Below are 19,080 nucleotides of genomic sequence, written 5' to 3'. Positions count from 1 at the left end.
TCAGCGCGCGTTGAAGATCAGCACCGCATTGACCGGTACCGTCGGGTTGATGGACTTGAGCTTGGCGAACGTGCGCAAGGTTTCCAGGCCGGGCAGCAGGCCGAAGTCCTGGGCGCGCAATATCAATGGTTCGAGCGTTACCACCTGGAAGCGCCGTGCATCCAGGCGGGTGGCCAGCAGCAAGACGTTGTAGCTGTGCGACTGGCCGTGCAGGGTGACGGTCAGCGGCAGGCGCAATTCAATCTGTGCACCATCGGCGAGGTCGTTGATCGGTCGCAGGTCGAGCTGGGCCTTGACCGTCGCCTCGGCAAAGCGGGCGACTTCGAACAGGTCGTCACGCATGCGCTCGTCACGCAGCGGAATACCGCTGCTTACCGAGTCCATCTCGATACGCAGCCCCGCCATGCCTTTGCGGTCGACGCTGCCATGCAGCACCAGAAAACGATGGACCTCGGCCGTATCGCCGTTCTTGCCGGTGATGAATGACAGGCGTGAAGACTCGCCATCGAGGTGCCAATTGGCGTGGGCGGGCAGGCATAAAGCCAGCAGTAGAGCGGGCAAAAGACGCGGCAGCTTGAACATGACAGATCTCGTGAAACCAGACCGCCAACCTTACCCGCCCGCCTTCATGGCAGCAAGCGGCAGCCGGCCTGGGCAGACTGCCACGCCGCCGCATTGTGCTGGCCCAGGCCGGCGGCCCTGACCAGGCGCTGCTGGCGGTCCTCCTCCAGCGAGCTCAAGGGCAGCCACTGCTTCACATAACCCCGGCAATACGCCTGGTCGAAGCCCATGACAAACCGGCACGAGCAATACTCCTTGACCGAATAGGCCGAAAGGATGCCCGGAAAATCCGCCAATGCCTGGCGCTCGAGCTAGGCCCACCCCAGCAAGGCAACAGCCACCAGCCATGCAAGGCGCTTCATGCGCCCTCCTTGGGCAACGCCGCCAGCACGCGCTTGAGCAATTCGTTATGGCTGTAGCTACCGTCGCGATCATCGCCGTAGCGGACGATGACCAGCCTGTGTCTGGGCAGTATGTACAGCGCCTGGCCCCAGTGGCCGAGGGCGGCATAGGTGTCCGCCGGCGCATCGGGCCAAGGCAGCCCGCTGCCCGCCAGTGGCAGGTTCAGCCACCAGTGGCCGCCTGGGTTGGCCTGGCCGGGCGTGGGCCGCGCCTGGCTGAACGGCGTACGGTTGAAGCTGACCCAGCTCGCCGGCAGCACCTGCCGTTCACGCCAGCGCCCTTCACGCTGCATCAACAGGCCGATACGCGCCAGGTCGCGCGCCTTGAGGTAAAGGTAGGAGGAACCGACAAAGGTGCCGCTGGCGTCACGCTCCCAGACGGCGCTGTCGATACCCAGCGGCGTGAACAGGGCCTGCCAGGGATATTCGGCATAGGCGTCGGCTGCGAGCATGCCGCGCAACGCGGCGGCCAGGATATTGCTGTCGCCACTGGAATAGAGAAATTGCTGGCCGGGTTTTTGCGTAGCACGTTGCGCGGCGGTATAGCCTGCCATGTCGTTGCGCCCACGGGTGTAGAGCATGGCGACCACCGAGGATTTCACCGGCGCGTATTCGTAGTCCTCCTGCCACGCCAGGCCACTGGCCCAGTGCAGCAGATCGGCCAGGCGCACATCGGGGTGCGCCTGCATCGGCGGGTAAAAGCGTGCTACGGGGTCGTGCAGCTGGAAGCGTCCCTCGCCCTGAGCCACACCCAGTACCGTGGCCAGCACACTCTTGCTCACCGACCAGGTGAGGTGGGCAGTGCTCGCGGTGGTGGGGGCGACGTAGCGCTCATGCAGGATGCGGCCATCACGGATGATCAGCAGGGCGTCACTGCGGATACCGTTGCGCTGGCTGGCGCTGCGTTCGGGGAAGGCATAGCTGTCGACGGCCTGCCAATCGACGCTGACGGGGTCGACCTGCCAGTCCGGTATCGGCCAGCTCCCTGCCCTGGCCGAGCTGACGGCCAACGCCAGGGCCAGCAAGCATGCCTTCATGGTGAGCGCCCCCAAATTTCAATAGTGCCCTCAATCCTGGCAAACGCTCATGACAATCCGGCGGCGCTCCAGGCTTTTGCCAGGCGTTTTTCCCGGGCAGCGGTAGCCAGCGCCATGACCCCCTGATCGCGCTGCCAAAGCTGCGCCCACTGCTCCGGCCCCGCCATCAGCGCCTTGTCGATGGCCCCTTTCAGCTCCTCAAACTGCGCAAACAACCCGCCCAGCAGCAAATGACAACCGACGCTGTCGGCACACTGGCGGCTGGCCTCGGCACAGCCCGCCAGCAAAGCGATCAGACGCAATCGCAGCGGCTGCGGCCAGTCACACTCCTGCCCCACGCCATACAGCCAGGCGGTCATGGCTGCGAGCACATACAAGTCTTCGAGCGAGCGGAACGGCCTGACGTAGGCGTCCCAGCCGTCCCCCGCCAACAGCTCGCAGGCAGCGTGCTGCAGCAGCAGCCGACCATGGCCCACCTCAGGCATCAGTGGCAGGGTCGGCAATGCCTCGAGGGTCACACCCGCCTCTCCCGGATACACCACCGCCAAGTTGAGCCGTGGCGCTTCACCCTGCCCTTCGCTGCGCGCCGCCACCAGCAGCCATTCGGCGTCGAGCCCGGCGGTGACGAAATCCTTGCTGCCGGTGAGGCGCAAACCCTCCAGGCGTGTCTGCATGTCCGCCGGGCGCACGCTGCGCCGCTCGGTGGCGCACAGCGCGCCGAGGCTGGCCGGCGCGCTGGGCCAGAGCGCACGCAGGGCCGCCTGGTAGCCGATCAGAAAGGCGAGGCCCGGCGTGGCCATGGCGCGCCCGCCCAACACCGCCAGCTCGAAGGGCGCGACGGCGCCGAGGTGCTCGAGCTGCGCGGCATAGGTCTCGCCCAGGGTGCCGGCCAGGGGCTGGCGGAGGGGGTCGTTGAGTCGTTGTAGCCAAGCCATGGGGCGCTCCTTTGATAGGCGCTTGTCGGGGGTGTCACGCAAGCATCACCAAAGATTCACAGGGGTGACACCGCGCCTACCTAGGCTGACTTTGCACAACAAAGCCGACCGGCCGCAACCCTTCATGGCTGGCTTATGGAGACTCGCAATGACTCGGATCGCTCGCTCTGGCGACAACAGCACTGAACGCCGTCTGCAAGCCGAACGCCTGGTCGGGGCCGCAGCCCTGAAGGAAGCACAGGCCCTGCGCTTCAACGTGTTCAGCGCAGAATTCAAGGCCAAGCTCAAAGGCGCCGAACAGGGCCTGGACATGGATGACTATGACGTCCACTGCCAGCACATCGGCGTACGCGACCTGAGCACCGGCGAACTGGTCGCCACCACCCGCCTGCTCGACCACCAGGCTGCCAGCAGCCTGGGGCGTTTCTACAGCGAAGAAGAGTTCAGCCTGCACGGCCTGCTGCAACTGCAAGGCCCGATACTCGAACTCGGCCGCACCTGCGTGGCCCCCGCTTACCGTAACGGTGGCACCATCGCCGTGCTCTGGGGCGAACTGGCCGAAGTACTCAACGAGGGCCGCTACAGCTACCTGATGGGCTGCGCGAGCATCCCCATGCAGGATGGCGGCGTCCAGGCCCACGCCATCATGCAACGCCTGCGCGAGCGCTACCTGTGCACCGAGCACCTGCGCGCCGAACCAAAAAACCCGCTGCCAACCCTGGCCCTGCCCACCAACGTCATCGCCGAGATGCCGCCGTTGCTCAAGGCGTACATGCGCCTGGGTGCGAAGATTTGTGGCGAGCCGTGTTGGGACAAGGACTTCCAGGTTGCCGACGTGTTCATCCTGCTCAAGCGCGACGACCTCTGCCCGCGCTACGCCCGCCACTTCAAGGCGGCGGTCTGATGCCCAGGCTGCGGGTGGTCGCCCGCCTTGCCAGGCTGTTGCTGGTGCTGCTGTTCGGCATGCTCATGGCCAGCGTGATCGCCGTCGGCGAGCGCCTGGGCGTCAACGCCCCCCTCGAACGCCGTCAACGCTGGGCGTGCTTGTTCATGAAACGCCTGGTCGCCGCCCTGCCCTTCGAGGTGCAGGTGATTGGCGAGCTGCCCAAGCGGCCCATGCTGTGGGTCAGCAACCACGTGTCCTGGGCCGATATCCCGCTACTCGGCATGCTGCGGCCGCTGTCGTTCCTGTCCAAGGCTGAGGTGCGCCACTGGCCGGTGGCCGGCTGGCTGGCGGAGAAGGCGGGCACGCTGTTCATCCGCCGCGGCGGCGGCGACAGCCAGCGCTTGCGCGAACAGATAAGCGAACAACTGGGTGATGCCCGGCCGTTGTTGATCTTCCCCGAAGGCACCACCACCGACGGGCGCCAGGTGCGCACCTTTCATGGGCGCTTGCTGGCCGGTGCCATCGATCAGGGCGCAGCGGTGCAGCCGGTGGCCATTCAATACCTGCGCAATGGCGAGGCTGACCCGATTGCGCCGTTCATTGGTGACGATGACCTGGTGTCACACCTGATGCGGCTGTTTGCCGAGCCGCGGGGCGAAGTCTGCATTCACCTGTTGCAGCCGATCAGCAGCGCCGGCAAGGAGCGCGCGATGTTGGCGCTTCAGGCACAGCAGGCCATTCAAACGGCGTTGTTCGGGGTTGAAGAGGTCGAGGGGGGGCGGCGCCGGCAGGCGCGGGCGGCTTGAGATTTCCAGTGTCTGGGCGGGCTCTTCGCGGGCAAGCCCGCTCCTACACGCTGGGGTCTAGCCCGCCGACCTCTGCTCAGTGGCAAACACCTGCAGTTGCGGATAAAACTCGCGAAAATCCGCCAGCAACGGCTCATACAACCGCTCCAGCTCGCCCATCACCCCCACCATGCCCTCTGGCCGCGACAAGCGCCGGCCAATGCCATTGAACACCTGCTCAAGCGTAGCGAAGTCGCCATACGCCCCCAGCCAGTCATCTGCCGCCATGAACGGCGCAATCCGCGCCAACCTGCCTGGCAATTCAGGCTCTGCCAGCAACACGCGGTAAAACGACCCGGTGAATTGCTCCAGCGGCTGTTCGGCATAGTCGCCCCAATGCCGCGCCAGGCAATGATCGAAGAACACATCCAGCACGATCCCGGCAAAGCGCCGCCGCTCGCGCGGAAAACGCGCCAGTGCCGCCAGCACCAGCGGGTGACGATCGGTGTAGCTGTCGATGTGCCGGTGCAGGCGGATCGCCGCCTCCAGCGCGGGCGGAAAACGCCCTTCCAGCGAGCCTTTGACGAAATCGCCATACAGGCTGCCGAGCAGTTGTTGCGGCGCGGGGCCGCCAAGGTGCAGGTGTGCGAGGTAGTTCATGAGCGCAGTCTAGCACTGCGCCTGCGTATATCGTTATAACGCGATATAGCGATTCGTGATCAGCTCAGAACCACTTCATATTTCTATATCGTGAAGGACCGATCTATATTTCGTCCTATCGCGATATACCGCTACACCATGAGCCCACATCATGCCTCTTGATCTCGACGAAATAATAAAAGCCCTGGCCCACCCGGTCCGACGAGAAATCCTCAACTGGCTGAAAGACCCTGCAGCGCACTTCCCCGCCCAGCATCACAGCACCGAAAACGGCGTGTGTGCCGGGCAGATCGACCAGCGCTGCGGCCTGTCGCAGTCGACCGTCTCTGCCCACCTGGCCACCTTGCAGCGCGCCGGGTTGATCAACAGCCAGAAGGTCGGCCAGTGGCACTTCTTCAAACGCAACGAAGCCACCATTCAAGCGTTCCTCGAACAACTGCGCCAAGCACTTTGACAAGGCAGGTAACCGTTATGACCACGCTTTTCGATCCGATCACACTGGGTGACGTGCAACTGCCCAACCGCATCATCATGGCCCCGCTGACCCGCTGCCGCGCCGATGAAGGCCGGGTGCCCAACGCGCTGATGGCCGAGTATTACGTGCAGCGCGCCAGCGCCGGGCTGATTCTCAGCGAAGCGACGTCGGTTACCGCCATGGGTGTCGGCTACCCGGACACGCCTGGCATCTGGAACGACCAGCAAGTCCGCGGCTGGAACAATGTCACCAAGGCCGTGCATGGCGCTGGCGGGCGGATCTTCCTGCAGCTGTGGCACGTTGGCCGCATCTCGCACCCCAGCTACCTGAATGGCGAGTTGCCTGTGGCACCCAGCGCCATCCAGCCCAAGGGCCATGTCAGCCTGGTGCGCCCGATCACCGAGTACCCGACCCCGCGCGCCCTGGAAAGCGAAGAAATCGCCGACATCGTCGAGGCTTACCGCAGTGGCGCCGAGAATGCCAAGGCCGCCGGCTTCGACGGCGTGGAGATCCATGGTGCCAACGGCTATCTGCTCGACCAGTTCCTGCAGAGCAGCACCAACCAGCGTACCGACCGCTATGGTGGCTCGCTGGAGAACCGTGCACGCCTGCTGCTGGAAGTGACCGACGCGGCCATCGAGGTTTGGGGCGCAGGCCGTGTGGGCGTGCACCTGGCGCCGCGTGCCGACTCCCATGACATGGGCGACGCCAACCGTGCCGAAACCTTCACCTATGTGGCGCAGGAACTGGGCAAGCGCGGCATCGCGTTCATCTGTTCGCGGGAGAAAGAGGCCGACGACAGCATCGGTCCGCTGATCAAGGCAGCGTTCGGTGGCCCGTACATCGTCAACGAACGGTTCGACAAAGCCAGCGCCAACGCTGCATTGGCCAGTGGCAAGGCGGATGCGGTGGCATTTGGCGTGCCGTTCATTGCAAACCCGGACCTGCCGGCCCGGCTGGCGGCCGATGCACCATTGAACCAGGCCCATCCGGAAACCTTCTACGCCAAAGGGCCGGTGGGGTACATCGACTACCCACGGCTGTGATCGAACACCCGGCCATGCCTGTAGACGCTCGCGGTCATCTGTAGGCGCGACCTGGTGTCGCGTAAGGAGGGCAAAGCCCTCCCCTGCGGCCTCAAGGCCGGGCGTTGATCTGCTGCTGCAGGTTCTGGATCTGGCTCTGCAGCGTATTGAAGTTACGCGTGGTCTGCCCACGGAACGCATCGAATTCCTGCACTGAAGCACCACCGGCCGCCGCAGCTGGGCGGTTGTCCGCCTGGCTCTTCAACACCAGCATGTCCTGTTCCAGGCTCTCGATGGCCGCTTTCTGGTTGCCTTGCTTCTTCAGCGCCGCCACCTCGTCACTCAGGCTCTTGAGCTGCCCGTCCAGCTTGCCGCCATCCACCTGGCCTGACTTCAACGCCGCCAGTTCGCCGTTCACCGCCTTCAACTGCGCCTGCAGCTGAGTCTGCAGTTCAGTCACAACTTTTTGCTGCTCGCGCGTATCGGCCAACACCTGTTCCAGGCGCTTGCCCAGATCCCCTGTCTGCCCGACCACGCCCTGCTGTTGCTTGCCCTGCTCGGCCAGGCTGGCCTGCAGCTGGCGGATCTGCAGCTTCAGGGCCTCGCTGCCGGTGCTGGTCGAGGACTCACTGGCATCGACCTTGCCGCTGATGGCCTGCAGGCGCCCCGCCGCTTCTTCGCTGATGCGTGCAAAACTTTCCTGGGTGGCAACCAGTTGCTGCTCCATCAGCGAAATCTGCTGGAAGCTCCACCAGCCAAGCCCGGCCAAGGCTATGAAAGCGGCGCCCAGCAGCGCCCACAAAGGGCCGGTGCTGGCGGGCCTGACGGCCTTCTGCCGGCTGCGCGACACGTGCGCCGGCAACAGTTCGTCATCATCAGGGGTACCGGCCCGCAGAGCTGGCACATCATCGAAATCGTCGTGGGCATCGTTGCGCATGGGTAGGTTCAACCGCGGTAGTAGCAAAAAGGCATGAGTATAAACCGCTCGCGCGGCGCACTGATGACCATCATCCCTGCCCCAGGTTCACTGGCCAAGTGGCTGGTGCTTCCACCAACCGCAAAATTCATCCAGTGCTGTCCACACGCTGACCTTGGGCTGGTAGTCCAGGTACTGCCGGGCACGGCTGATGTCCAGGGTGAAATCGCGGCTCATCACCTGCATCCCCAGGCGCGACAGGGTCGGCTGCGGTCGCCCGGGCCAGAGCATGCAGGCCGCCTCGTTCAGCGCCGCCATGCTGTAGGCCAGGCCGTAGGAGCGGTAGCGGGTCACCTGGGGCAGGTGCATCTGGCGCATCACGTAGTTGACCACGTCCCATAACGGCAACGGCTGGCCGTTGCTGATGTTGTAGGCCTGGCCCAAGGCACGTTCCTCAGCGAACAGCGCGCTGAGCAGCGCCTCGTTGAGGTTGTGCACGCTGGTGAAATCGACCTTGTTCAGGCCGTTGCCGATGATCGCCACACGGCCCTTGCGCTGGATCTGCATCAGCCGCGGGAAGATACTGGCATCGCCGGCACCAGTAACGAAGCGCGGGCGCAGCGCCAGCACTTCCAGGCCGAACTCCTGGGCACCGAATACCTTTTGTTCGGCGAGGTACTTGGTCTGCCCATAGTGATCGTGAAAACGCCGTGGCACCTGGTCCTCGCGGATATCCAGGCGTGAGCGGCCATTGAAGTAGATCGACGGCGACGACAGGTGCACCAGGCGGCGCACGTGCTCCTTCAGGCACCCTTCGACCACGTTCTCGGTAACCACCACATTGCCCTGGTGGAAATCCTGATAGCGCCCCCAGTTGCCCACCGCACCCGCGCAGTGCACCACGGCATCGACGCCCTGGCACAGGCGCCGGGCCAGTTCGGCGTCACCCAGGTCGCCAGGGATGAATTGCGCGCCGCGCTTGACCAGGTGCTCGACCCCCTCGGCGCGCCGGCCGCTGACCCGCACGTCCAGGCCCTGCTCCAGGGCAAAGCGCGCAAAGCGCCCGCCAATGAAGCCGCTCGCGCCAGTGACCAGAATTTGCATGTAACACCCCGCCTCAGATTTCAGATGCAACAGACGCCGGCCACCTTTACAACGGCACCAGCCAATGCCGTGCCGTGTGCCGCAAGTGTTCGGTCAGTTGCGCGAGCAGATGCCCGCCATTGCGCCAATGATGCCAGTACAGCGGCACATCGATAGGGGTATCGGCACATATTTCCACCAGTTTGCCATCCGCCAACTGTTCACGGGCCTGTAGCTCCGGCACCAAGCCCCAGCCCAGGCCTGCTTCAGTCATGCGCAAAAAGCCTTCGGACGACGGGCACAGGTGGTGCAGGAAACCGCCATCGATGCCCAGCGACGCCAGGTAACGGTGCTGCAGGAAATCATCCGGGCCATACACGATGGCCGGTGTACGCGCCAGGCGCTTGGCATCGAACCCCTGCGGAAAATACCGCGCCATGAACGCCGGGCTGGCCAGCGCCCGATAGCGCATGGCGCCAAGCGGCAGGCTGCGGGCACCGGCCACCGGCCGCTCGCTGCCGCACAGGCAGGCCGCCACCTCGCCAGCGCGCATGCGTTTGAGGCCGACTTCCTGGTCTTCCACCACCAGGTCGGTGAGCACCTGCTGCTCGGCGCAGAACGTGCCCACCGCGGCCGCCCACCAGGTGGCCAGGCTGTCGGCGTTGAGGGCGATGCGCAGGCGCTCCGGCAGGCCCTCCTCGTCCAGGGCCGGCACCTGGCGCTGCAGGTCGCGCTCAAGCAACCGCACCTGCTGCACATGGTTGAGCAACTGCCGGCCGACCTCGGTGGGGCTCGGTGGCGTGGCGCGCACCAGTACTGGCTGGCCAACCCGCGCTTCGAGCAACTTGATACGTTGCGAGATTGCCGATTGCGAAAGCCCGAGTACCTGCGCGGCCCGCTCGAACCCACCTTGCTCGATGACCGCCGCAAGGGCAGCCAGCAGCTTGTAGTCGAACATCGATTTTCCTAATGAGGGATCAGCTTTATTTGTTTTTCTTATACAGCGCAGAGCATCACAATAGCCAGCATCTTCTTCTGAACCTTCCCTGGAGCCTGCCATGTGGCAAAGCTATCTAAACGGCATGCTGGTGGCCTTCGGCCTGATCATGGCCATCGGCGCACAGAACGCCTTTGTTTTGGCACAGAGCCTGCGCCGTGAGCATCACCTGCCGGTGGCGGCGCTGTGCATCGTCTGTGACGCCCTGCTGGTAGCTGCCGGGGTGTTCGGCCTGGCAACGGTGCTGGCGCATAACCCGACCTTGCTGGCGGTCGCCCGCTGGGGTGGCGCAGTGTTTCTGATCTGGTACGGCGCCAAGGCACTGCGCAGCGCCTGTTCCAAACAGAGCCTGCAGCACCAGCAAGGCCAAGGCATGCGCTCGCGCCGTGCGGTGCTGCTCAGCGCCCTGGCGGTCACCCTGCTCAACCCGCATGTCTACCTCGACACCGTGCTGCTGATCGGTTCGCTCGGTGCCCAGCAGACCGTGCCCGGGGCGTATGTGGCCGGGGCCGCCAGTGCATCGCTGGTGTGGTTTTCGACCTTGGCGATCGGTGCCGCGTGGCTCGCGCCCTGGCTGGCCCGCCCGGCGACCTGGAGGATGCTCGACCTGATGGTGGCGGTGATGATGTTCGCCGTGGCGGCGCAGCTGATCTTCAATTGACGCCCACCCGTCGGCGCCGGCCAAGCGCTCTGGAACCTCTATTCCCTATCTTTGTTGCGTGGTTATGCGCCGGGGCTGGTGCTATGATCCAGCCCTTGCGTCGCAAAGAGTACAAACTCGCCGACGCACATAGGGCCGCCCGTGATCGGCCCTGCGCAAACCGCGAACTAGACCTGAATCAGGAGATCCACCATGGCTTTTGAATTGCCGCCGCTGCCGTACGCCCACGATGCCCTGCAGCCGCACATCTCCAAGGAAACCCTGGAGTATCACCACGACAAGCACCACAACACCTATGTCGTGAACCTGAACAACCTGGTCCCAGGCACCGAATTCGAAGGCAAGAGCCTGGAAGAGATCGTCAAGAGCTCTTCGGGCGGCATCTTCAACAACGCCGCTCAAGTCTGGAACCACACCTTCTACTGGAACTGCCTGTCGCCAAACGGCGGTGGCCAGCCTACCGGTGCCCTGGCTGAAGCCATCAACGCCGCGTTCGGTTCCTTCGACAAGTTCAAGGAAGAGTTCACCAAGACTTCGGTTGGCACTTTCGGTTCCGGCTGGGGCTGGCTGGTGAAGAAAGCCGACGGCTCCCTGGCCCTGGCCAGCACCATTGGCGCCGGCTGCCCGCTGACCAGCGGCGACACCCCGCTGCTGACCTGCGACGTCTGGGAACACGCCTACTACATCGACTACCGCAACCTGCGTCCGAAGTACGTCGAGGCATTCTGGAACCTGGTCAACTGGGCCTTCGTTGCCGAACAGTTCGAAGGCAAGACCTTCAAGGCCTGATGACTCACGCCCTGAACAAAACCCGGCCATGTGCCGGGTTTTTTTATGCCTCAAGGGGCCAATCGACAGTTTTCCGCGCACCTCTTGCTCACCCCGTATAGCGCGCTAACATCAAACGTCTGGAAGTTCGCTAAGCGCGCTCAAGTTGCAGGGTCAGGCAACCGATACACTGCTCAGGACAGCCCTACCGGCCGATAGTGTATTGCCAACGTTAATGGCAAAATGATGCCATGCGCATGGATTAAGGAAACCCCATTGAAGCTGGAATTGCGGAACAGCTTATCGGTCAAGTTGCTCAGGGTCGTGCTCCTGTCGGCGCTGGCGGTCGGCGTTGTCCTCAGCTGCGCGCAGATCGTCTACGACACCTACAAGACCCGCCAGGCCGTCAACAATGACGCCCAGCGCATCCTCGACATGTTCCGCGACCCATCAACCCAGGCGGTCTACAGCCTCGACCGGGAAATGGGCATGCAGGTGATGGAAGGCCTGTTCCAGGATGAATCGGTACGCCAGGCCTCGATCGGCCACCCCAACGAAACCATGCTGGCAGAAAAGTCCCGCCCGCTGCAGGACTCGCCCATGCGCTGGCTGACCGACCTGATCCTCGGCCAGGAACGCACCTACACCACCCAGCTGGTCGGCCGCGGCCCGTACAGTGAGTATTACGGTGACCTGAGCATTACCCTCGATACGGCCGCCTACGGTGAAGGCTTTCTGGTCAACGCCATCATCATTTTCATTTCCGGCGTGCTGCGCGCCCTGGCCATGGGCCTGGTGCTGTACCTGGTCTACCACTGGCTGCTGACCAAGCCGCTGTCGAAGATCATCGAGCACCTCACCCAGATCAACCCCGACCGCCCCAGCCAGCACCAGATCCCCCTGCTCAAAGGCCATGAGAAGAACGAGCTGGGCATCTGGGTGAACACCGCCAACCAGCTGCTGGCCTCGATCGAGCGCAATACTCACCTGCGCCACGAAGCCGAGAACAGCCTGCAGCGCATGGCCCAGTATGACTTTCTCACCGGCCTGCCGAACCGCCAGCAGTTGCAGGCGCAGTTGGACAAGATCCTGGTCGATGGCGGCCGGCTGCAGCACCGCGTCGCCGTGTTGTGCGTGGGGCTGGACGATTTCAAAGGCATCAACGAGCAGTTCAGCTACCAGGTCGGCGACCAGTTGCTGCTGGCCTTGGCCGACCGCCTGCGCGCCCACAGTGGCCGGTTGGGCGCGTTGGCGCGACTGGGCGGCGATCAGTTCGCCCTGGTCCAGGCCAACATCGAACAGCCCTACGAAGCCGCGGAGCTGGCCCAGAGCATCCTCGACGACCTGGAAGCGCCATTCGGCCTCGGCCACCAGCAGATCCGCCTGCGCGCCACCATCGGCATCACCCTGTTCCCCGAAGACGGCGACAGCACCGAGAAGCTGCTGCAAAAGGCCGAGCAGACCATGACCCTGGCCAAAGCTCGCTCGCGCAACCGTTACCAGTTCTACATCGCCAGCGTCGATAGCGAGATGCGCCGCCGCCGCGAGCTGGAAAAGGACCTGCGCGAAGCCCTGCCGCGCAACCAGCTGTACCTCGTCTACCAGCCGCAGATCAGCTACCGCGACCACCGTGTGGTGGGGGTCGAGGCGTTGCTGCGCTGGCAGCACCCGGAGCTGGGCATGGTGCCGCCGGACCAGTTCATCCCGCTGGCCGAACAGAACGGCTACATCATTACCATCGGCGAATGGGTGCTCGACCAGGCCTGCCGGCAACTGCGCGAATGGCACGACCTGGGCTTCAGCGAACTGCGCATGGCGGTCAACCTGTCCACCGTGCAGTTGCACCACAACGAACTGCCGCGAGTGGTCAACAACCTGCTGCAGGCGTACCGCCTGCCCCCGCGCAGCCTGGAGCTGGAAGTGACCGAGACCGGCCTGATGGAGGACATCAGCACCGCCGCGCAACACCTGCTGAGCCTGCGCCGCTCAGGGGCGATGATCGCCATCGACGACTTCGGTACCGGCTACTCGTCGCTGAGTTACCTGAAGTCGCTGCCGCTGGACAAGATCAAGATCGACAAGAGCTTCGTCCAGGACCTGCTCGACGACGACGACGATGCCACCATCGTGCGGGCGATCATCCAGCTGGGCAAAAGCCTGGGCATGCAGGTGATCGCCGAAGGCGTGGAAACCGCCGAACAGGAAACCTACATCATCGCCCAGGGCTGCCACGAAGGTCAGGGTTACCACTACAGCAAGCCGCTGTCGGCGCGCGAGCTGACCAGTTACCTGCGCCAGGCGCAGCGCAATCAGGTTTCCGCCTTCTGACCCCTGCCGTTGCGGGTTACAAGCCGTGACCTGCATTTACATGAATTGCGCCGTCGCCCCTTTACAGCAAATGCAAATCTTTCGCATGATGTGGCGGTTTTACGTGCCACGCCGCACTGTCCAACCACACGACGCAGGGAAACCAATAATGATTCGAATGCCTCTGGCCTCCGCCAGTCTGCTGGCCATCGCCATCGCTCTCGCCGGTTGCGGTGAAGGCAAGGACGACAAGGCTGCCGCTCCGCAAGCTCAGGCACCTGCTGCCGCCAGCACCACCGCTGCGGCGCCCGGGGCTGTCGACGAAGCGGCCGGCAAGGCCGTGGTCAAGCATTACGCCGACATGGTCTACGCCGTGTACAGCGACTCGCTGAGCACCGCCAAGACCCTGCAGACCGCCATCGACGCGTTCCTGGCAACCCCCAACGACGACACCCTGAAAGCCGCCAAGGCTGCCTGGGCCGCCGCACGTGTACCTTACCTGCAGAGCGAAGCCTTCCGCTTCGGCAACACCATCATCGACGACTGGGAAGGCCAGGTGAACGCCTGGCCCCTGGACGAGGGCCTGATCGACTACGTCGACAAGAGCTACGAGCACGCCCTGGGCAACCCGGCCGCCGGCGCCAACATCATCGCCAACACCGAGATTCAGGTGGGCGAAGAAAAAATCGACGTCAAGGACATCACCCCTGAGAAACTGGCCAGCCTGAACGAGCTGGGCGGTTCCGAAGCCAACGTCGCCACGGGCTACCACGCCATCGAGTTCCTGCTCTGGGGCCAGGACCTCAACGGCACCGGCCCTGGCGCGGGCAACCGCCCAGCCTCCGACTACCTCGAAGGCAAAGGTGCCACCGGCGGCCACAACGACCGCCGCCGCGCCTACCTGAAGTCGGTCACCGAGCTGCTGGTCAAAGACCTCGAAGAGATGGTCGGCAACTGGGCACCGAACGTCGCCGACAACTACCGCGCCACCCTGGAAGCCGAGCCGGTCAACGACGGCCTGCGCAAGATGCTGTTCGGCATGGGCAGCCTGTCGCTGGGCGAACTGGCCGGCGAGCGCATGAAGGTCTCGCTGGAAGCCAACTCGCCGGAAGACGAGCAGGACTGCTTCAGCGACAACACCCACTACTCGCACTTCTACGACGCCAAGGGCATCCGCAACGTCTATTTGGGCGAGTACACCCGCGCCGACGGCAGCAAACTGACCGGCCCAAGCCTGTCGTCCCTGGTGGCCAAGGCCGACCCGGCCGCCGACGCGACCCTCAAGGCCGACCTGGAAGCCACCGAGGCGAAGATCCAGGTGATCGTCGACCACGCGCTCAAAGGCGAGCACTACGACCAGCTGATCGCTGCCGACAATGCGGCCGGCAACCAGATCGTGCGTGATGCCATCGCCTCCCTGGTCAAGCAGACCGGTGCGATCGAGCAGGCTGCGGGCAAGCTGGGCATTGCCAACCTGAGCCCGGACACGGCCGATCACGAGTTCTGATTGGCAACATGGTGTGCTGAAAGAGGCGACCTTCGGGTCGCCTTTTTTCTGCCCGGGCGCCTTCGGCCGTGAGCACCGGGGAGTAACTGTGGGAGATTACCCAGCCTTTCGGGCTGCGTTGTCGCGCAGAGAACAAAGCCGCGAAGGAGGCGCCGCGGTGGATGGCACCGGCTTCGCCGGTGTTCGCGGCTGAAGCCGCTCCTACAGGATCCCCGCCAAATCAGTAAGCTAGCGTTTGTTCTATGAAAGACGGATTGCCGCCGTTGGGGCCGGTAATGACACCGATTTCATCCAGCAATTGCAAATTGCTCTTATTCAAACTCCCCCACTTTGCTAAGCTTGCACGCCGGTTTTTCGCCCACGCCCAGGATTTTGCATGTCCTTGTCGCTGTCCCGACTCTCCCCTCTGCTGCTGGCCCTCGCCCTCGCCGCCTGTGACGACGCCCCGCGTTTCACCCAGGCCGAGCCCGGCGAAGCGCTGTCCGGTGGCCAGGCGACCGTCCAGCGCAGCGACCGCAACGCCTTTTCACTGCCGTCGGCCAACCTGTCGCCCGAGCGGCGCCTGGACTTTGCCGTCGGCAACAGCTTCTTTCGCAACCCTTGGGTAATCGCGCCATCCACCACCACCGCGCGTGATGGGCTCGGCCCGCTGTTCAACACCAACGCCTGCCAGAACTGCCACGTGCGCGATGGCCGTGGCCATCCGCCAGAGCCAGGCGCCAGCAATGCCGTGTCGATGCTGGTGCGCCTGTCGATCCCCGACCAGCCTTACCTGGCCAAGGAGATCGAGCGCCTGGGCGTGGTCCCAGAGCCGGTCTACGGCACCCAACTGCAGGACATGGCCGTCCCCGGCGTCGCACCCGAAGGCAAGGTACGCGTGAGCTACAGCAACCAAACCGTTGCCTTCAAGGATGGCCACGAGGTCGAACTGCGCCGCCCGAACCTGCAGATCACCCAGCTCGGCTACGGCCCGATGCACCCCGACACGCGCTTCTCTGCGCGCGTGGCCCCGCCGATGATCGGCCTGGGCCTGCTCGAAGCCATCCCCGAAGCCGACATCCTCGCCAACGAAGACCCGGACGATCGCAACCGCGACGGCATTCGCGGGCGGGCCAACCGGGTCTGGGACGACGCCCAGGGCACCACCGTGGTCGGCCGCTTCGGCTGGAAGGCCGGGCAGCCCAACGTCAACCAGCAGAATGTGCATGCCTTCAACGGTGACATGGGCCTGACCAGCACCCTGCAGCCCAAGGACGATTGCACCGCGGCGCAGCGCGACTGCCTGGCCGCACCCAATGGCGACGGCGCCGACGGCGAAAAGGAAGTCAGCGACAACATTCTGCGCCTGGTGACCTTCTATACCCGCAACCTCGGCGTACCCGCCCGGCGCGATGTCGGCGCACCGCAGGTGCTGGCCGGCAAGAACCTGTTCTTCAAGGCCGGCTGCCAGGGCTGCCACACGCCACAGTTCACCACCGCCGCCGACACCACCGAGCCCGAGCTGGCCGGCCAGGTGATCCGCCCCTACAGCGACCTGCTGCTGCACGACATGGGCCCGGGCCTGGCCGATGAGCGCACCGAATTCGCCGCCAATGGCCAGGATTGGCGTACGCCACCGCTGTGGGGCATCGGCCTGACCGAAACGGTCAGTGGCCACACCCAGTATCTGCATGATGGCCGCGCCCGCAACCTGCTCGAAGCCGTGCTCTGGCACGGCGGCGAAGCACAGGCGGCGCGCGACCATGTATTGACCTTCAATGCCGAGCAGCGCGCCGCGCTGCTGGCGTTTCTGAACTCACTTTAAACGCGCAAGGAGCCGGGCATGTTCCGACCCAAACTGTTGTTCACCAGCCTCGCCGCACTCGCCCTCGGTGCCTGCTCGCCGCAGGACCCGCAGGCGGTGACCTCCGCCGCCATCGCCAAGCAGGTGATCCTGCCGACCTACAGCCGCTGGGTCGAAGCCGACCGTCAGCTGGCCGTCAGCGCCCTGGCCTACTGCGAAGGCAAGGAAAGCCTGGACACCGCCCGCGCCGACTTCCTCAACGCGCAAAAAGCCTGGGCTGAACTGCAGCCGCTGCTGGTCGGCCCGCTGGCCGAGGGCAACCGCGCCTGGCAGGTACAGTTCTGGCCCGACAAGAAAAACCTGGTCGGCCGCCAGGTCGAGCAGCTGGTGAACGGTGACAAGCCGGTCGACGCCGCCGCGCTGGGCAAAGCCAGCGTCGTGGTACGCGGCCTTTCGGCATACGAGTACATCCTGTTCGACAGCAAGCCGGACATCGCCACTGCCGAGCAGAAAGCCCGCTACTGCCCGCTGCTGGTCGCCATCGGTGAACACCAGAAAGCCCTGGCCGAAGAGATTCTCAAGGGCTGGAACAGCACCGACGGCATGCTCTCGCAGATGACCAAGTTCCCCAACCAGCGCTACGCCGACTCGCACGAGGCCATCGCCGACCTGCTGCGCTCCCAGGTGACTGCCCTGGATACCCTGAAGAAGAAGCTTGGCGCGCCGATGGGCCGCCAGAGCAAGGGCATCCCGCAGCCGCTGCAGGCCGAAGCCTGGCGCAGCCATTCGTCGATCAAGAGCCTGGAAGCCACCCTCAAGGCTGCCCAGGCGGTCTGGGTAGGGGTCGACAACCAGGGCCTGCGCGGCCTGCTGGGCAGCGACCAGAAAGCCCTGGCGCAGAAGATCGACGACGCCTACGCTACCTCGCTGAAACTGCTGGCCGACAACCAGAAGACGCTGGGCGAGCTGCTGGCCGATGACGCCGGCCAGCAAACCCTCAACCAGATCTACGACAGCCTCAACGTCGTCCACCGCCTGCACGAAGGCGAACTGGCCAAGGCGTTGAACATCCAGCTGGGCTTCAATGCCAACGACGGTGACTGATCATGCTGCGACGCCAGGCCATCAAACTCGGTAGCGTATTGCTCAGCGCCCTGACCCTGGGGGGCTGGAGCCTGTTCCGCAACAAAGGCAGCGAACCCTTGCTGCTGTCGGCGCGTGACGATGGCGACGGCAAGCACTATGCGGTCGGGTTCCGCCTGGACGGCACCCAGGTGTTCAGCACCCAGGTGGCCCAGCGTTGCCACGCCATCATCAACCACCCCGAACTGCCGATCGCCCTGTTCGTCGCCCGCCGCCCCGGTACCGAAAGTTACCTGGTCGACCTGCGCGACGGGCGCCTGCTGCAGACTGTCAGCTCGCAGCCAGACCGGCACTTCTACGGCCATGCGGTAATCCATAAAGGCGGTGAGTGGCTGTATGCCACCGAGAACGACACCACCGACCCAGGCCGTGGCGTGCTCGGTGTGTACCGCTTCGAAGGCGAACGCCTGGTGCACACCGGCGAGATTCCTACCCACGGCATCGGCCCGCATGAAGTGGCATGGCTGCCGGATGGCGAAACCCTGATCGTGGCCAACGGCGGGATCCGCACCGAGGCCGAGAGCCGGGTCGAAATGAACCTCAACGCCATGCAGCCAAGCTTGGTGCTGATGCAGCGCGACGGCACGCTGCTGAGCAAGGAAACCCTGGCTCAGCAGATGAACAGCGTGCGCCACTTGGCCGTGGGTAGCGACGGCACCATCGCCGCCTGCCAGCAGTTCATGGGCGCTGCCGATGAAACAGCCGAGCTGCTGGCGATCAAGCGCCCGGGCGAGCCCTTCAAGGCCTTCCCGGTACCGGAGCGGCAATTGCAGTCGATGGCGCAATACACTGCCAGCGTTGCCATCCACAGCGACCTGCGCCTGGTCGCACTGACCGCACCGCGGGCCAATCGCCTGTTTGTCTGGGACCTGGACAGTGGCGCGGTGAAGCTCGATGCGCCGATGCCGGATTGTGCGGGGGTTGGCGCAGTGAAGGACGGCTTTGTGGTGACTTCCGGGCAGGGGCGCTGCCGCTTCTATGATTGCCGCAAGCAAGAACTGATCGGCCAGCCGATGGAGCTGCCGTCCGGGTTCTGGGACAACCATCTGCACCTGGTCTGACACTCGGGCCGCCTGTACCGGCCCTATCGCCGGCAAGCCGGCTCCTACAGGTACACCACCGGCCTGAAGGCATGCGCTGTACCTGTGGG

General features: G+C 64.5%; 18 protein-coding genes and 1 pseudogene. 11 read left to right on the top strand and 8 right to left on the bottom strand.

The genetic code is table 11. The annotated features are described in order from the left end of the window. From ACNQPL_RS11610 to ACNQPL_RS11595, 4 genes and pseudogenes are all read right to left on the bottom strand, one after another. On the bottom strand, window positions 1-582 hold the full coding sequence (locus ACNQPL_RS11610; RefSeq protein WP_416466788.1) for a YceI family protein: 582 nt from the start codon (window positions 580-582) through the stop codon (window positions 1-3). Between the two features lie 44 nt (window positions 583-626). Continuing rightward, window positions 627-923: pseudogene (locus ACNQPL_RS11605) on the bottom strand (amidase). Beyond that, the gene (locus tag ACNQPL_RS11600; RefSeq protein WP_416466787.1) at window positions 920-1,999 is read right to left on the bottom strand and encodes a serine hydrolase domain-containing protein; all 1,080 of its coding nucleotides are present in this window, start codon (window positions 1,997-1,999) and stop codon (window positions 920-922) included. Before ACNQPL_RS11600 ends, ACNQPL_RS11605 begins: the two are co-directional and overlap by 4 nt. Window positions 2,000-2,046: 47 nt before the next feature. Continuing rightward, window positions 2,047-2,934: an acyl-CoA dehydrogenase gene (locus tag ACNQPL_RS11595; protein WP_416466786.1), complete on the bottom strand. Its 888-nt coding sequence runs from the start codon at window positions 2,932-2,934 to the stop codon at window positions 2,047-2,049. Window positions 2,935-3,082: 148 nt separating this feature from the next. Here ACNQPL_RS11595 and olsB point away from each other — a divergent pair, with 148 nt between their 5' ends. Together olsB and ACNQPL_RS11585 are read left to right on the top strand one after the other, a co-directional pair. After that, complete coding sequence (olsB, locus tag ACNQPL_RS11590; RefSeq protein WP_416466785.1) at window positions 3,083-3,838, top strand: L-ornithine N(alpha)-acyltransferase; 756 nt, start codon at window positions 3,083-3,085, stop codon at window positions 3,836-3,838. Next, the gene (locus ACNQPL_RS11585) at window positions 3,838-4,626 is read left to right on the top strand and encodes a lysophospholipid acyltransferase family protein (RefSeq protein WP_416466784.1); all 789 of its coding nucleotides are present in this window, start codon (window positions 3,838-3,840) and stop codon (window positions 4,624-4,626) included. The genes olsB and ACNQPL_RS11585 overlap by 1 nt, the downstream gene beginning before the upstream one ends. 57 nt (window positions 4,627-4,683) lie before the next feature. Here ACNQPL_RS11585 and ACNQPL_RS11580 read toward each other — a convergent pair whose 3' ends face one another. After that, entirely contained in the window at window positions 4,684-5,265 is a 582-nt protein-coding gene (locus tag ACNQPL_RS11580; protein WP_387525612.1) for an ACP phosphodiesterase, read from the bottom strand. Window positions 5,266-5,416: 151 nt separating this feature from the next. Here ACNQPL_RS11580 and ACNQPL_RS11575 point away from each other — a divergent pair, with 151 nt between their 5' ends. Next, on the top strand, window positions 5,417-5,719 hold the full coding sequence (locus ACNQPL_RS11575) for an ArsR/SmtB family transcription factor (RefSeq protein WP_346614558.1): 303 nt from the start codon (window positions 5,417-5,419) through the stop codon (window positions 5,717-5,719). A 17-nt stretch (window positions 5,720-5,736) separates the two neighbouring features. Next, entirely contained in the window at window positions 5,737-6,786 is a 1,050-nt protein-coding gene (locus tag ACNQPL_RS11570; protein WP_346614559.1) for an alkene reductase, read from the top strand. A gap of 91 nt (window positions 6,787-6,877) precedes the next feature. Here ACNQPL_RS11570 and ACNQPL_RS11565 read toward each other — a convergent pair whose 3' ends face one another. The 3 genes from ACNQPL_RS11565 to ACNQPL_RS11555 all read right to left on the bottom strand — a co-directional run bounded on the left by ACNQPL_RS11565 (window position 6,878) and on the right by ACNQPL_RS11555 (window position 9,722). Then, the gene (locus ACNQPL_RS11565) at window positions 6,878-7,702 is read right to left on the bottom strand and encodes an ATPase (protein ID WP_346614560.1); all 825 of its coding nucleotides are present in this window, start codon (window positions 7,700-7,702) and stop codon (window positions 6,878-6,880) included. Window positions 7,703-7,789: 87 nt separating this feature from the next. Next, a complete protein-coding gene (locus ACNQPL_RS11560) occupies window positions 7,790-8,785 on the bottom strand; it encodes an NAD-dependent epimerase/dehydratase family protein (protein WP_416466783.1) in 996 nt (331 codons plus the stop codon). A 46-nt stretch (window positions 8,786-8,831) separates the two neighbouring features. Beyond that, window positions 8,832-9,722, bottom strand: coding sequence for a LysR family transcriptional regulator ArgP (locus tag ACNQPL_RS11555; RefSeq protein ID WP_416466782.1), 891 nt, complete (start codon window positions 9,720-9,722; stop codon window positions 8,832-8,834). Between the two features lie 100 nt (window positions 9,723-9,822). Between ACNQPL_RS11555 and ACNQPL_RS11550 the strand changes: the two genes are divergently transcribed. From ACNQPL_RS11550 to ACNQPL_RS11520, 7 genes are all read left to right on the top strand, one after another. Further along, a complete protein-coding gene (locus tag ACNQPL_RS11550) occupies window positions 9,823-10,422 on the top strand; it encodes a LysE/ArgO family amino acid transporter (RefSeq protein ID WP_346614563.1) in 600 nt (199 codons plus the stop codon). 192 nt (window positions 10,423-10,614) lie between these two features. Continuing rightward, a complete protein-coding gene (locus ACNQPL_RS11545) occupies window positions 10,615-11,211 on the top strand; it encodes a superoxide dismutase (RefSeq protein ID WP_346614564.1) in 597 nt (198 codons plus the stop codon). 255 nt (window positions 11,212-11,466) lie between these two features. After that, the gene (locus tag ACNQPL_RS11540; RefSeq protein ID WP_346614565.1) at window positions 11,467-13,518 is read left to right on the top strand and encodes a putative bifunctional diguanylate cyclase/phosphodiesterase; all 2,052 of its coding nucleotides are present in this window, start codon (window positions 11,467-11,469) and stop codon (window positions 13,516-13,518) included. Window positions 13,519-13,666: 148 nt separating this feature from the next. Continuing rightward, window positions 13,667-15,004 (top strand): imelysin family protein, encoded by a 1,338-nt coding sequence (locus ACNQPL_RS11535; protein ID WP_346614566.1) that lies wholly within the window; start codon window positions 13,667-13,669, stop codon window positions 15,002-15,004. Window positions 15,005-15,380: 376 nt separating this feature from the next. Beyond that, window positions 15,381-16,808 (top strand): di-heme oxidoredictase family protein, encoded by a 1,428-nt coding sequence (locus ACNQPL_RS11530; RefSeq protein ID WP_416466781.1) that lies wholly within the window; start codon window positions 15,381-15,383, stop codon window positions 16,806-16,808. Between the two features lie 18 nt (window positions 16,809-16,826). Then, window positions 16,827-17,891 (top strand): imelysin family protein, encoded by a 1,065-nt coding sequence (locus ACNQPL_RS11525; RefSeq protein ID WP_346615726.1) that lies wholly within the window; start codon window positions 16,827-16,829, stop codon window positions 17,889-17,891. A 2-nt stretch (window positions 17,892-17,893) separates the two neighbouring features. Continuing rightward, window positions 17,894-18,991, top strand: a complete 1,098-nt coding sequence (locus ACNQPL_RS11520; RefSeq protein WP_346615725.1) for a DUF1513 domain-containing protein — start codon at window positions 17,894-17,896, stop codon at window positions 18,989-18,991. Window positions 18,992-19,080: the final 89 nt, after the last annotated feature.

Origin of the sequence: Pseudomonas sp. LFS044, from assembly GCF_047978245.1 — a bacterium.
In the GTDB taxonomy this organism is placed as follows: Bacteria; Pseudomonadota; Gammaproteobacteria; order Pseudomonadales; family Pseudomonadaceae; genus Aquipseudomonas.
This window is presented reverse-complemented; position numbering and strand designations above follow the sequence as displayed.